The following is a 13,577-nucleotide window of genomic DNA, read 5'->3' as shown; positions in this document are numbered from 1 at the left end:
GTTACCTTTGAATCTCAATTTGATTTATTTTGATCCCGTCTTGCTTGTAAAAAATCTCTTGCCGATTCAATTTCCATGATTTCGTCAAGATAAGGACGAATTTCCTGTTGCTGAATCGCATCGAAGTAATAGAGAATACAGTGAAAGTTACGTAATGGATGATAAGGATCTGGCGCATTTTCATCTGCCAGGAAATCAGGCATGATATCCATGTTTTTCAATGTCACTAAACCAATCCCACCTTCATACATTGATTCTTCAAATTCCTCACGAATCATATATCGGAGACCATTCAAAAAAGGAAAAACCTCAACCTTCGGCGAATGATTAAATCCGGTCATCTTAAAGGCCATCAGAGCGCCTGCGCCAGCCCCTACAAAAGCCAACGGACCAACAAATATCACAGCCAGTAAGCACACTTCTGGTACGACTTCAACTGTACTGATCATGATGCCGTTTTGAGTCAACTGACCTGTTTGCCGTTCAGTGCACTGATACAGAAAATAAGATGCGCTTCCCATGATGAGTGCCATCATCGCAAATGCAAGATACCATCCCCAGGAATCTCCAAAGAGGAGTGCGAAGATAGCAATCATCAGAACCCCTCCGGTCGGCTGCACCCACCGAAGTGATGGTACTAAATCGCATTCCCACGCATAAATCACGTCCGCTTCCAGCACCTGCTGAATCTGCTGTTGTTTGTATTCTTCCGTGCACTTGGGCAGGTGTTTGAACTTACACATTATTCAAGAATGACCTCTATCTTCCACCACCTGAACGATGGTGGATATTCATAACACTACAAAGCACTATGACGTTGAGATTTTATCTGCACTATTTTTCTCACGTTTTATTTTACTCATATACTCATCATCAGATTCTGTTGAGATAACACCTTTCAAACATGATTCAATGACTTTCTGTTGTTCTTTATTACAAGAATATACGACACAATGGAACCGTCGCAGCTCTCCATAAAGATCATCACCATCATCATTTTCTCTTGGCATAAGATCCATGTTTTTGAAGCTGACACTATTTACACCATTTTCAAATGATGGATTTTCAAAGTCAGTCCAAATCGTATACTTTAGTGTTTTCAAAAATGGAAAAACCTTTACTTTAGGGTCATTATTAAACCCAGTCATTTTGAAAGCCATTAAAGCGCCTGCACCTGCCCCTACAAAAGCCAACGGCCCAACAAATATCACGGCCAGTAAACACACCACAATGCCCACATAGGCGGCATAGCGGGTGGCGGCATAAAATACTTCCGGCACTAACTCAACGGTGCTGACAATGATACCGTGTTCCGTCAATTGGCCCTGTTGACGTTCGCTCGCCTGAAACAGAAAGTAACTCACTGGCATCATGATGGCCATGACAGGGAGAAAAATAAAATACTTTTCGTAACCATCAACGACCAAAAGTGCAAGCAGACACATGGCCCCCATCACACAGGGTTGTATATAACGTAACCGCTGCACCAAATCGCATTCCCATTCATAAATCACATCCGCTTCCAGCACCTGCTGAATCTGCTGCTGTTTGTATTCTTCCGTGCACTTAGGCAGGTGTTTAAATTCATTCATATAAAGTTTATAACTACCAACTATTGATATCGTTTAACTTAGTCAAAAAAAAGACAATTAAGCTAGGCCATCAATCTCTCGGAAATAATCATCCATCAATTGAATCGATATCAGTTCTTTCAATTGGATTTCAATTTCATTTTGCTGTAATTCATTACAACAATAGGAGATACAGTGAAAGTTTCTCAAATCACCGTAAAGGTCATCTTCATTATTATTCTGGTCAGCCATCAACTCCATGTTTTTATATGTAATATTCGTTACACCATTCTCATACATAGGTTCCTTAAAATCTAACCGATACATATATTTTAACCCCTTCAAAAATGGAAAAACCTTTACCTTAGGGTCATTCATAGACAGGACCTTAAGCATTAAGCTTTTCATAAATTCCATCTAAGGTTCTGTCTTTCTTGGATTTTCTCTGAGCTGCTTTGCGAGCATTCATTGATATATATACCATAGCCCATTCCAGTCGCCCTGATATTTCAGACCTTGCTTGGTGCATCAAGCTTTCCAATATTGGAAGTAGCCAAACATCAACATTTTTTGCCGCTTTTAATACAGATACTGACGGCAGGCTGGTTATGGCAATACTTCGCCGAACAATCAGCGCTAGCAAACTGGCCCAAATCAGCCCCTCAGCAATGGCTTTTTGTGCCGTTACAAAACGACGCCAATTCGTATGCGACTTTAACTCCTTGAATAGCAACTCAATTTGCCATCGGCACCGATAGAGCGCCATGATATCGTCTGCTGAAAATTGTGATGTCGGCAAGTTTGTCAACCACAGACAAAAACGCTTTTCTTCAGCGAACCATCGACGCACCACCCGGAACTCGTACTTTCCTCGCTTGCATCTCAGGTCAAGAACTTCGGAGCGGTTAGTTTTTCGGCTAATATCCTTGAGTTTCATATCTATTAATCTTGGTAAACGCCGACCATTGCCATTGTGGGCACTAACAATTGTTGGGTTCAGTGATTTACCGCCACGGACGATAAAATGGCCGTTATGACGAGAAAGTTGCTCGAAATAGCTAAAATCCACATAGCCAGCATCGGCTAAAAGCAATTTTTTCTCTAGGTTGCCAGGTGTGGGCAAGTACGTCCGCTCAGATGCTGTATCTGCCGTTACTGTCATCGTTTTTGGTGACTGGTCAAACAGCGACATGGTCATATGACATTCAATCGCAGCAGGATAGTTTTTGAAGCGGCTTGGAAAAACCTCACGAAGTCCGTCGTGAACTCGAAAAGAACTGCCATCCTGCAGAATAACATCGTCGAAATGAGATAAATTTGCTGGCATTGAACGCGAACTCTTCTGGAACAGCTGAACTATTGCAAATTTGACCAGCTCTTTCATAAAGTCGGCAAAACTATCTTTTCGCAACTGGTTATGAAAAGGCTTATAAGCCACATTTTGCTTTTCACTCAGACACATCCCGTTGAACTGGCGATGAAGGTCGGCAATGGCGTGGCAATTGCCCTTGCTCAAAGCCGCGAGAAGGCTGAGTACCAATTGTTGAGGCTGAATTGCTCTGGCCCGCTGAGTAAAACCACACTTTCTTGCAGTTTTTTCGAGAAAACTGGCATCGAAGAATTGCACCAGTTGCTTTTTTAAAGAGATAATCGTCATCGGCTTCACGGTTGATTCTGGTTGTTTGTTTGGCGACGATTATCAGATCATAAGTGAAGCCTTTTTTCTATCTAAAATATGGGGTTAGAGCTAAAGATCCTGTCTATGAGGGTCATTATTAAACCCAGTCATTTTGAAAGCCATCAAAGCACCTGCACCAGCTCCGACAAAAGCCAACGGCCCAACAAATATCACGGCCAGTAAACACACCACAATGCCCACATAAGCGGCATAGCGGGTGGCGGCATAGAAGGCTTCTGGTACGACTTCAACTGTACTGATCATGATGCCGTTTTGAGTCAACTGACCTGTTTGCCGTTCAGTGCACTGATACAGAAAATAAGATGCACTTCCCATGATGAGTGCCATCATCGCAAATGCAAGATACCATCCCCAGGAATCTCCAAAGAGGAGTGCGAAGATAGCAATCATCAGAACCCCTCCGGTCGGCTGCACCCACCGAAGTGATTGCACTAAATCGCACTCCCACGCATAAATCACGTCCGAATCCAACACTTGTTGGATTTGTTGTTGCTTGTAGGCTTCGGTGCACTTGGGCAGGTGTTTGAACTTACACATTATTCAAGAATGACCTCTATCTTCCACCACCTGAACGATGGTGGATATTCATAACACTACAAAGCACTATGACGTTGAGATTTTATCTGCACTATTTTTCTCACGTTTTATTTTACTCATATACTCATCATCAGATTCTGTTGAGATAACACCTTTCAAACATGATTCAATGACTTTCTGTTGTTCTTTATTACAAGAATATACGACACAATGGAACCGTCGCAGCTCTCCATAAAGATCATCACCATCATCATTTTCTCTTGGCATAAGATCCATGTTTTTGAAGCTGACACTATTTACACCATTTTCAAATGATGGATTTTCAAAGTCAGTCCAAATCGTATACTTTAGCGTTTTCAAAAATGGAAAAGCCTTTACCTTAGGGTCATTATTAAACCCAGTCATTTTGAAAGCCATCAAAGCACCTGCACCAGCTCCGACAAAAGCCAACGGCCCAACAAATATCACGGCCAGTAAACACACCACAATGCCCACATAGGCGGCATACCGGGTGGCGACATAAAATACTTCCGGCACTAATTCAACGGTGCTGACAATGATTCCGTGTTCCGTCAATTTTACGTGCTGACGCTTGGTTGATTGATACAAAAAATAAGATGCGCTCCCCATAACGAGCCCCAACAGACCAAATGCCAGATACCACCCCCATGAATCCCCCAGTAAAACAGCGAATACAAAGCTCATCAGGACGACACAGGATGTTTGAACCCATCTCAGACCTTGTACCAAATCACATTCCCATTCATAAATGACGTCCGCTTCAAGCACCTGCTGAATCTGCTGCTGTTTGTATTCTTCCGTGCACTTGGGCAGGTGTTTGAACTGTTTTTTCATCAATCCGCCTTCAAATAAAAAATGGGTGCACAGTCAAATGATGTGCACCATTTAATAACAGTTCGACGTTATTTTTTTGATTGAGCACTTCGTTCATCTAAAAAGTCTTCAACCGACTCAAGCTCAAGCATTTGCTCAAGGTACAATCTGATATTCTTATACTGTGATTCACTTGAATAAAAAGAAACATAGTGGAAATCTCGCAACGCTTTGTAGGGATCGACCGCATGACCATCTTTTTCCCAATCTGGAAGAATATCCATATTATTCAGACACACAAGACTAATACCATTTTCAAATGCAGGCTCTTCAAATTCAGCCTCAATCATATATCTTAGCTCTTTCAGAAATGGAGAAACCTTTACTTTAGGGTCATTATTAAACCCAGTCATTTTGAAAGCCATCAAAGCACCTGCACCAGCTCCAACAAAAGCCAACGGCCCAACAAATATCACGGCCAGCAAACACACCAAAATACCCACATAAGCGGCATAGCGGGTGGCGGCATAAAATACTTCCGGCACTAATTCAACGGTGCTGACAATGATACCGTGTTCCGTCAATTGGCACTGTTGACGTTCGCTCGCTTGGTAGAGGAAATAGCTCACTGGTATCATGATGAGCAAAGGAATTCCAAAGAGAAAATACTTCTCATATCCATCAATCAGTAAAAACATAATCAGTGTCAGAAATACCATGAAAGCTGGCTGACCCCATCGGTGTTTTTGCACTAAATTACATTCCCAAGTGTAAATCACATCCGCTTCCACTACCTGCTGGATCTGCTGTTGTTTGTATGCTTCGGTGCATTTAGGCAGGTGTTTAAATTTTTTTCTCATTCGATATTGACCTCAATCCGGGCAAGTTGATGCTGGCTGGGTAACAAAGATTTTAATTTTGCCATCTCCGTCTGCGGCAGGTCACCCGGTTTAAACTGAAACTGATAGATAGTGCTCACGTTATTAATGTCTTCATCATCGTTTTCTGCATAAGGGTCTTCTTCCATGCAAATCACAAAAACCTGCACAATCTCAGAGAAAGGTTTACTCCGATAATTGATATATTGTTTCAATAAAAAAGGCAGTTTAACTTGATAATACAAACCATCGTCTTTCTTTTCCCAGCGGCCAGCCTGTAGCTCTGCGGCACTCAAATGACGACTATTTGTCGTATCTGTTTTTGCCATGCCATTCTGGTTGCCATGCCCGACATTCACCGCCAGGCCGATGCTGTCACCTTCCTGTAAACGCGGAAAAAACAGGGTAAACTGCTGTTCACTTTCAATCACTACGGTAGCCGCACTGTCACTGCGCAACGTCTGAACACTTCGTCGTACCAAAGCAGACTGAATAGACGGTTGATTAATTAAACTGAGTAACTCGCGATATTCCTCTGCTGCCGTCCAGTCCTGCTTGGGTTCTTTCCCCCAAATAGACCGCCGGAGCCAGCTTTCCATCGGTGTTTTATAGAATAAAATCTGGTAGGCCGTAATCGCCATATAAGCCAGCCCTAGCCAAAAATTTGCAGCGACCATCCATCCTAGCAAAACCCGGCTTAACGCCAAACCGACCCCCCTGCTTAATAAGCTGTTAAAACCCAACCCTCCCCAGCTCAAAAACTGCCCAGTTAATACAAGCGTTTTTAAACCTAAGACCACTTTATCTTCTGCAAAATCAGCCTTTTTAAAGGCTTCTACGGTTTGCCAGGCTTCTAAGCCAGCGGCAACCACACCAGCAAAGGCCGCAGTCATGGAGCGTTGAATATATTGATTTGCCAATTTACGTTGGGCGCCACTAAACCTCCGAATACCTTTCTCTGAATTTATATATTTCAGAGAGCGCTCTAATAACCTGCTTTCCCCCTGCAACTGATTCAACGACAGCCCCCGCAACATCGCCGCGGTACTGTTGACCAGCCAGGCAGCGCTGTAAACCACTGTCTGTTCCTGCAGTTTGGTGTCCGGATAAGGTGTGTTGGCATTCATTTTGACCAGCGTTTCCATCTGGATCAGAAAATTTATCGCGTTCAAGCCGGCCACGACTAAGTCCATCCGGCCAATATCACTGAACTTTTCCGAGGCACTTTTCGATGCATCATACATCCATGTTTCACCGGCATGCTGTTTATATGCTTTAAAAAACACGGGGGTTTTCTTCACGAGTTTCGCCAGCTTTTTCGCAATCTTATCCATGCGTTTCGAAGTTTTCTTGTAGTTCTTCGAACCTTCAGTCTGGTGTTTTAAAGTCTCCTTAAGATCAAGATATTCTTTCGACAGATCGTTAAACCGCTGCTGCAACCGCCGTGTTTCTTCGCGGAACCTTCCGTTGATTTCAATCTCACCTTCAGCAATTTTTTGCGCAGCCCAGGTTGCCATCGCCGCATTTCGGCCAGCAATTATCTTCTTGCTGCGCAACAATAACGCCACCGTGCTATACAAGTGTTTACTGAGCAAGGCCGTTCCCTTGGCTCCTCGCATCACCGCAGAAGCCTTCGCACTTTCAATCAACTGGTCCAGCGGTAAAAGCAGCCCTTTTGTTTTTATGAGTATTGTGGATTGATCATCCAGACTGAAACCGATGACATCATTGAAAGCCGACATCGCCCCGCCAATCGCCACATTCGAACCTTTGATGGCCTGAAGCAAACTGGCTTCAGACAACAATTTATCCAGTTCGAGGTACACATCACTGGAAAAGAAGGTTGGGACCAAGGCCAACAGGTTATCCGGTTGTTCCTGAACCAGCGCATTGAGTAATTTTTCTTCTGCTTCTTCACGCTGCTGACTCGTCACGCTGAGCACGTCCAGCATGTCTGAGATCAATGTGATCAGATACCCCATATGTTCAGGGTTTACGAGATCAATCCCCAAATGCAAGGGTTCGGTACCTAACGTATGAAAGGCATCAACCAAAACCGGAAATGCACGCTCAATTTCCTGATAGGCAATCGCCTGATTGTCGATAAAAGACTTGTAATATGCATCCAGCCGTTTCCAATCCACTTCTTTATGCGCGCGTCGTCGATCTGCATATTCTTTCAGGTAGGGCTTCAAGCTTTCTTCATTCACTCCCAAACGTGTCAGCGTGACACGCTCCTTGATATATCCCTGCCTTGCAATTTCCAGATCCCCGACATAGAGTGCTTGCAAATCACCTGTCGGATCATTCTGTGGAGAAAGCACATCTTTGTAATAGTAATACTCCAGACAGGCATCAATCGCGCGTTCAAAATCTACCCAGTCTTTCGGGGCAATTTCCGGCAAATCCTCTTTTGGAATGGAGACCCGCACAATGGATCGTATAGACTCGGCAACCAATGTTTTTCGATGATCTTCATCAGACAACGTGGTCGCGAGCGTTGGGAGCAATAACTTCAAATACAAATCGGTCAGATCACCGAAAGGATCATCTAAAGCAACCATGAACTGATCACACGCAAGCGGAAGTTGGTAACAAAAATCCTGAACGGTTTTCGTCTGAATGAGCTTCACAAAATCGCTTTGTGTTTGCTGGCTGTTTTGCCCTGCACTACTCCAGTCAAACACTGAAAGCCGATCCAAATCCGCGACATAATCTCCAATCAGAGCAACTTGAGCCGTATGTGTCGCATGATTCCAGTCCACTTCACGCATCACACGCCGACGGGCATCCTCATTGTCTACATAGAAATCCTGAACCCGCTGGGTCCAGCGCTTCACCGCATAGGATAAGAAAATCGGCCTGTCGGATGGGCACAGTAATTGTGGTTTAGCAGGCTGAGGCTCTGATGTTTCACGTTCTTTGGCGGTATCACCAGCGACATACCTGAATTCGCCCTGTTCGACTTTATATTCGCGAGCTTCCCAGGCATCAGTCTCCGGATTCTGAGCCAGAACATACAACCAACCATCTCGCAGCTGACGCAAGGTGTAGGGCGTTTGTTCAGACTTAAACATTCCTCCAGGAAATGTTTCTAAGTCAGGAATCGGATGCTCTCCTTTGCCCGTTTCATCCTTCGTGTCTATTGCATAGCGAATCGGACTCAATGCAGTAAATTGACTGCGTTGTGACTCTGCAACCACCACAACGGGGAAATCAGTCTTCTTTGTCGCATCGCCAATGGCAAAAACACCTTGGTCCAGTAATATGCTGCTGGCAGGGTAAATGATGTCATGACCATGGTTATAGGTACTGACAGATTCCAGATAAACCGGCAAGCCAGGTTTCAGTTGCTCATGCTGATCAGTCCAATGTGGATTCAAAGCCAGCAATTTTTCAACAGCGAACTGGTGTTGTTCGGCAATTGAACTCAAGGTATCTCCCTGAGTGACGACATGACATTGACGTTGCCCTGCTTGCCCAGTTAAAGGAATGATCTGATCCATATCCAGCTTCACGCCATGCTGCTCCAGAAAAGCCGGGTCAACACTTTCTATCTCATGGTTACCTAATGCATTACGGCTATAAAGCAAGTACTGATCTGTGATCACTTGCCCGCTGCGTTTCCATAACGCCAGAATAAAGTTAACCGGCCGCGTTTCGACAGTCTGAGCATTCATTTCGCCCTGACGACTCAGCGTTGCCTTGAATCGCGGCGTGTTGCCTCCCATACAACGGTATTCCTGAATCAACTCTCCTTCTAAGAAGTGATAAAGGTACCCTTCCGTAGGCAATCCCAAACGTTCACCAACCTGAACGGCAGGACGGATCGGCACAAATGCTTCGTTGACGGATACTGCATCTTTTTCATGCGGCAAGACCTCGTCAATGGCCAGCATGTCCGCGCTGCTCGCATGCCATCCGACACGAAGAGATTTGGGCTCATCCTCTCTCACCGCACAACTGTAAAAGGTATGTTGCCCATAAGGCCGCTGCGACCATTGTGCAATCGCTGCTTCCGCATCAGATTTTTTCAGTTTCAATGTCAGAAATGGTCGTACCGCACTTTGAAACAATTCAGCCCGGCAAGCAAATTCAACGGTATAAGCCATTGTCGGTTCGGGATCTTGCTCCCTCACCGGCATGGCGGGGCCTGTCATCGATCATAGTCTGGAATTGGGTCATAACTTGCCTTTACATACTTTATTACTTTCGAAATAAAATCTGACATCACGTACATCCACTAACCGTTGATAAACCAGCCATATTTTATCTGAATCCAGACCAATGCAGCAGATTGCAATTCGTTCGAAAGACCAGATGAAATCACTTTTCAGGTAGTGATAATGAAATCAGAAATAAAAGTGGAAAGGGGATCACAGAAAGGGCCTGCCGCGCGAGGGGCGACAGGCGCGAGTATTATGCAGCGGCGACGAAGGCGATTTCGACCAGATAATCCGGATCGGCCAGCTCAACTTTAACGCAGGCGCGGCTTGGGGCGCTGCCTTCTGGCAGCCAGGCATCCCATGCGGCATTGAATGCATCCAGGTTCGCCCAGTCGGTGATATAAATCGTGACAGACAGGATGCGGGACTTGTCGCTGCCCGCACTGGCGAGCATGGCTTCTGCCTGCGCGAAAACCTGTTGCGCCTGACCGGTAATATCGGCGCTGGTATCGGATTCCGGCACTTCAACGAAGTGAGCAATCCCATTAAATACAGTCACATCTGACCAACGTTTGGTCGGGTTAATACGCTGAATATCCATTCTGTGTCCTTCTTACTCAATGTAAAACGATCACTCTCAGTTGATCTGTACGTTATTTCGTTGGCGCGGGAAACATCATACGAGCCAGCCGGGCAAGGTTGTATGCATCCACATAGCCGGAATGCTGACGGCCTTCCCATTCCAGCCCGCTCATGGCCATGGCGGCACGCAGGCCGATACGCTTATTCTGTACGTGAGGCTGCAGCTTAAACAAAGTCGCCAGATTCAGGTATTCCCGGAACGGGACTTCCAGCCCTTTGGCTTTGCACTCGGCGCGTAAAATGGCATCGTCCCGGCCCCAGGCCGCATAAATTTTATGACGTCCGCCGAACTTTTGCTCCATGGCTTTCAGAATACTGGCAAGCGGTTTGCCGTTCTGTGCGACCACTTCAGGTTTGATCCCGGTCAGCTCGGTGCAAAAAGGCGAGATTTCATCTGATTCCGGCTGCACAAAATACTGTGCGCGGCGTGAAATCGTGCCCTTTTCCAGATTCAGTTCTGCAACGCCAATCTCAATGATTTCGCCGGTGCGGGCTTTGCCGTCTTCATTCCAGCAACACATTTCAAGATCAAAGCAAACGATGCGGGTGTAATTCATATGGATCCAGATTCGTTCATCAGTCCCATTCAGGGCAAAACCTGTGGCTGATAGAGTCTCAACAAAGCGGCGAAGCATAGCATGTCTGCGCATTCGCTTCAGCCCTTGCCAATCAGATCCCTCGCATTTACTCTTGCAACTGTCCCGAATGCGTATCAGAGCCGTCCTCTCATGAAAAACGTCTACCGCCCTTTGTTTGATGATCACAACCCGCCCGGTGAGGTGTTTTTCGGCCATCAGGCGTTTTTACCCCACACCACCACACCAGTGCACACGCATCCGTGGGGGCAGCTTCAGCTGATCAGTGGCGGGATTCTGGAGCTGAATGCCGACGGAAAACGATTTCTCTCACCGTCTCAGTACGCGATCTGGATTCCACCCGGCATCAGACACGAAAGCTATATGCGCCGCAGCATGAATTACTGCTCGATGAACATCGTGAATCCGCTGGCGCAGAAATTACCGGCCTATCCCTGCCTGCTGGAAGTGACGCCAATCATTGAGGCTATCGTCAGCGATTTACGCAATCGCCAGTTACAAGTCGCACAAACCGAGCCGGACAAACGCCTCATTGCTGTTTTACTGGACCAGCTCCAGCAGGCGCGGGTGCATGATCAGTTTCTGCCGAGCAGTGAAGACAAACTCCTGAAACCCATGTTGCGGGCGCTGGAAAAGAATCCGACCGATCCAACCACGCTTGCAGAATGGGCCAAGAAACTGCATACCACAGAGCGGACACTCGCCCGGCACTGCCAGCAAACTTTGGGAATGAGTTTTATCGAATGGCGGCAGCGGAGAAAATTTATCTACTCGCTGCACTTGTTGCGGAAAGGTTTATCTGTCAAAGAGATTGCGCTGACGCTGGGTTATCATCAGGCATCTCCCTTCATCAGTTTGTTTAAAAAGCATGCGCAATGCACGCCGGAACAGTATCGTCAGAAGCAAAACCGGCAATAACAGCAGCGATCAGCTGCCCATGGCCTGATCGGGCTGGTTGAGTAATAGTCGCCCAGCTGCATGACGGCTGAGTGGATGCCCCAGCAGGAACCCCTGCCCATGACGGCAACCCAGAGAGGAAACCAGAGCCAGCTGGCTTTCGTCTTCAATCCCGACTACAGCCACCTGCATCCCCAGACTCGCGCTCATCCCCACCACCGACTGAATCATTGCTTTGTTTGCCTCAGATCCCGGTAAGGTGCCGATACAGGCACGGGCCACTTTCACTTTATCGAACGGGAAATCACGCATAATGGTCAGGCACGCATTGCCGTTCCCGAAATCATCCAGTACCAGCGAAACACCCAGATGTTTCAGATCCTGCATGATTGCCCGCATCAGATGCGGATCCTGCTGCACGGTTTGTGCGGTAAATTCAATTTCCAGCCGTGCCGGGTTCAAACCCGATTCAGACAGCGCGTTTGACACCGTCTGACGAAAGGTTTCATGTTTCAGCTGCTGCACCGAGATGTTAACCGACACCCGCATGTCTTCCGGCCAATCCATAGCCGCAATACAGGCCTGCTTCATGACCCAGTCGCCCAGCACCTGGATGAGTCCGGCATCCTCAGCAACCGGAATAAATTCCTGTGACGAAACCATGCCTTCCCGTTGGTGACGCCAGCGAAGCAGCGCCTCAAAGCCCTCAATCTGGCGGGTTTTCAGGTCGAAAACCGGCTGATAATAAGGTTCCAGCAAATCCTGTGCGATGGCTTTACGCAGATCTCTTTCAAGCAACTGACGCTGCTTCAACTGTTCGTCCATCCGGGTATCGAAAAAGGCGAATGTCGAACCGCCATCCATTTTCGCCCGGTACATGGCCGTGTCGGCAGCACGCAGCAGATCAACCGGCTCAATGTCATGATTTGACATCGCGATCCCGATACTGACGCCAGCCAGAATCTGCTGCCCCCGAATATGGTAGGGCTCTGACATCGCTTTGATGATACGCGATGCCAGCGCGGAAGCCTCGTCCGGTTCCTGCCCGCCAATGTGAATCAGCGCAAACTCATCCCCACCCAGCCGGGCAATGGTATCGTGCATCCGAAGCAGGTGTTTCAGCCGACCCGCCGTGGCAACCAAAAGTTCATCGCCGACAATATGGCCGTACGCATCGTTGATTTGTTTGAATTTGTTTAAATCCATCATCAGCACAGCAACACAGGCATCGTTGTCGCCAGCATGTTGCAGGGCCTTTTGCAGCTGTTCAGAAAAATAGAGCCGGTTGGGCAGTTCGGTCAGCGGATCATGCATTGCCAATTGATACATGGCCGCTTTGTCGCGTTCTCCAACTTTGAGCTCATCCGTCATCTGGCGGATTCGGCGCCAGCTCAGGCCAACCAAAGCAATGGGTAACACAAGCAATAAAGAAATGAATGCACCCAGACCGAATGCATGATACTGACTCACCCACTGGGTGAAATGTTCAAACCATTCAAACTGGCTGGCCAGAATCAGCCAGATAATGGCAAAAACAGCCAGTTTGATCAGTGTTCGTTTGACAAACAATGAAAGAAATAACGATAACACGCCGACCTGACGGCCAGCCCTATCCTGCGCAGATTGACTCATAAACGGATTACCCTCGTCCCAAATGTCACTGACCCGTATCACCAACTGGGTGGAAACTGTGATTCCTGTTCTCTTTTTGATTTCTGTTAAAACAATTTATAGTTAACACGATCACAATAACGTGA

General features: G+C 46.7%; 12 protein-coding genes. 1 reads left to right on the top strand and 11 read right to left on the bottom strand.

Going from position 1 to position 13,577, the window contains the following annotated elements:
* Nucleotides 1–14: 14 nt before the first annotated feature.
* The 10 genes from KDD30_RS23945 to KDD30_RS23900 all read right to left on the bottom strand — a co-directional run bounded on the left by KDD30_RS23945 (nt 15) and on the right by KDD30_RS23900 (nt 10,884).
* A complete protein-coding gene (locus KDD30_RS23945) occupies nt 15–743 on the bottom strand; it encodes a hypothetical protein (protein WP_211651108.1) in 729 nt (242 codons plus the stop codon).
* Between the two features lie 66 nt (nt 744–809).
* Nucleotides 810–1,592, bottom strand: a complete 783-nt coding sequence (locus KDD30_RS23940; RefSeq protein ID WP_211651107.1) for a hypothetical protein — start codon at nt 1,590–1,592, stop codon at nt 810–812.
* 57 nt (nt 1,593–1,649) lie between these two features.
* The gene (locus KDD30_RS23935; RefSeq protein WP_211651106.1) at nt 1,650–1,949 is read right to left on the bottom strand and encodes a hypothetical protein; all 300 of its coding nucleotides are present in this window, start codon (nt 1,947–1,949) and stop codon (nt 1,650–1,652) included.
* A gap of 10 nt (nt 1,950–1,959) precedes the next feature.
* Entirely contained in the window at nt 1,960–3,228 is a 1,269-nt protein-coding gene (locus KDD30_RS23930; RefSeq protein ID WP_211646538.1) for an IS4 family transposase, read from the bottom strand.
* Nucleotides 3,229–3,318: 90 nt separating this feature from the next.
* Nucleotides 3,319–3,807 (bottom strand): hypothetical protein, encoded by a 489-nt coding sequence (locus KDD30_RS23925; protein ID WP_211651105.1) that lies wholly within the window; start codon nt 3,805–3,807, stop codon nt 3,319–3,321.
* A gap of 66 nt (nt 3,808–3,873) precedes the next feature.
* Nucleotides 3,874–4,662: a hypothetical protein gene (locus tag KDD30_RS23920; RefSeq protein WP_211651104.1), complete on the bottom strand. Its 789-nt coding sequence runs from the start codon at nt 4,660–4,662 to the stop codon at nt 3,874–3,876.
* A gap of 68 nt (nt 4,663–4,730) precedes the next feature.
* Nucleotides 4,731–5,501 carry a hypothetical protein gene (locus KDD30_RS23915; protein WP_211651103.1) on the bottom strand — a complete coding sequence of 257 codons (771 nt, stop codon included), beginning with the start codon at nt 5,499–5,501 and terminating at the stop codon, nt 4,731–4,733.
* A complete protein-coding gene (locus tag KDD30_RS23910) occupies nt 5,498–9,631 on the bottom strand; it encodes a LysM peptidoglycan-binding domain-containing protein (protein ID WP_211651102.1) in 4,134 nt (1,377 codons plus the stop codon). Before KDD30_RS23910 ends, KDD30_RS23915 begins: the two co-directional genes overlap by 4 nt.
* Before the next feature lie 307 nt (nt 9,632–9,938).
* Nucleotides 9,939–10,286, bottom strand: a complete 348-nt coding sequence (locus tag KDD30_RS23905) for a RidA family protein (RefSeq protein WP_211651101.1) — start codon at nt 10,284–10,286, stop codon at nt 9,939–9,941.
* Between the two features lie 52 nt (nt 10,287–10,338).
* The gene (locus KDD30_RS23900; RefSeq protein WP_211651963.1) at nt 10,339–10,884 is read right to left on the bottom strand and encodes a 3'-5' exonuclease; all 546 of its coding nucleotides are present in this window, start codon (nt 10,882–10,884) and stop codon (nt 10,339–10,341) included.
* A 171-nt stretch (nt 10,885–11,055) separates the two neighbouring features.
* On the opposite strand from KDD30_RS23900, the gene KDD30_RS23895 reads away from it, so the two are divergent.
* The gene (locus KDD30_RS23895) at nt 11,056–11,841 is read left to right on the top strand and encodes a helix-turn-helix domain-containing protein (protein WP_211651100.1); all 786 of its coding nucleotides are present in this window, start codon (nt 11,056–11,058) and stop codon (nt 11,839–11,841) included.
* 9 nt (nt 11,842–11,850) lie between these two features.
* Here the strand turns inward: KDD30_RS23895 and KDD30_RS23890 are convergent, their stop codons facing one another.
* Complete coding sequence (locus KDD30_RS23890) at nt 11,851–13,452, bottom strand: bifunctional diguanylate cyclase/phosphodiesterase (RefSeq protein WP_211651099.1); 1,602 nt, start codon at nt 13,450–13,452, stop codon at nt 11,851–11,853.
* Between the last annotated feature and the right edge of the window lie 125 nt (nt 13,453–13,577).

This window comes from Photobacterium sp. GJ3 (genome assembly GCF_018199995.1).
Lineage (GTDB): Bacteria > Pseudomonadota > Gammaproteobacteria > Enterobacterales > Vibrionaceae > Photobacterium.
Note: the sequence above shows the minus strand (reverse complement) of the source record. Positions and strands in the feature narration are given on the sequence as shown.

Bases quoted from the DNA above. Each gene is read 5' to 3' on its own strand.
- KDD30_RS23915 (WP_211651103.1), bottom strand. From the start codon at position 5,501: ATGAGAAAAAAATTTAAACACCTGCCTAAATGCACCGAAGCATACAAA.
- KDD30_RS23895 (WP_211651100.1), top strand. From the start codon at position 11,056: ATGAAAAACGTCTACCGCCCTTTGTTTGATGATCACAACCCGCCCGGT.
- KDD30_RS23925 (WP_211651105.1), bottom strand. From the start codon at position 3,807: ATGTGTAAGTTCAAACACCTGCCCAAGTGCACCGAAGCCTACAAGCAA.
- KDD30_RS23900 (WP_211651963.1), bottom strand. From the start codon at position 10,884: ATGAATTACACCCGCATCGTTTGCTTTGATCTTGAAATGTGTTGCTGG.
- KDD30_RS23905 (WP_211651101.1), bottom strand. From the start codon at position 10,286: ATGGATATTCAGCGTATTAACCCGACCAAACGTTGGTCAGATGTGACT.
- KDD30_RS23920 (WP_211651104.1), bottom strand. From the start codon at position 4,662: ATGAAAAAACAGTTCAAACACCTGCCCAAGTGCACGGAAGAATACAAA.
- KDD30_RS23890 (WP_211651099.1), bottom strand. From the start codon at position 13,452: ATGAGTCAATCTGCGCAGGATAGGGCTGGCCGTCAGGTCGGCGTGTTA.
- KDD30_RS23940 (WP_211651107.1), bottom strand. From the start codon at position 1,592: ATGAATGAATTTAAACACCTGCCTAAGTGCACGGAAGAATACAAACAG.
- KDD30_RS23945 (WP_211651108.1), bottom strand. From the start codon at position 743: ATGTGTAAGTTCAAACACCTGCCCAAGTGCACGGAAGAATACAAACAA.
- KDD30_RS23910 (WP_211651102.1), bottom strand. From the start codon at position 9,631: ATGGCTTATACCGTTGAATTTGCTTGCCGGGCTGAATTGTTTCAAAGT.
- KDD30_RS23930 (WP_211646538.1), bottom strand. From the start codon at position 3,228: ATGACGATTATCTCTTTAAAAAAGCAACTGGTGCAATTCTTCGATGCC.
- KDD30_RS23935 (WP_211651106.1), bottom strand. From the start codon at position 1,949: ATGAATGACCCTAAGGTAAAGGTTTTTCCATTTTTGAAGGGGTTAAAA.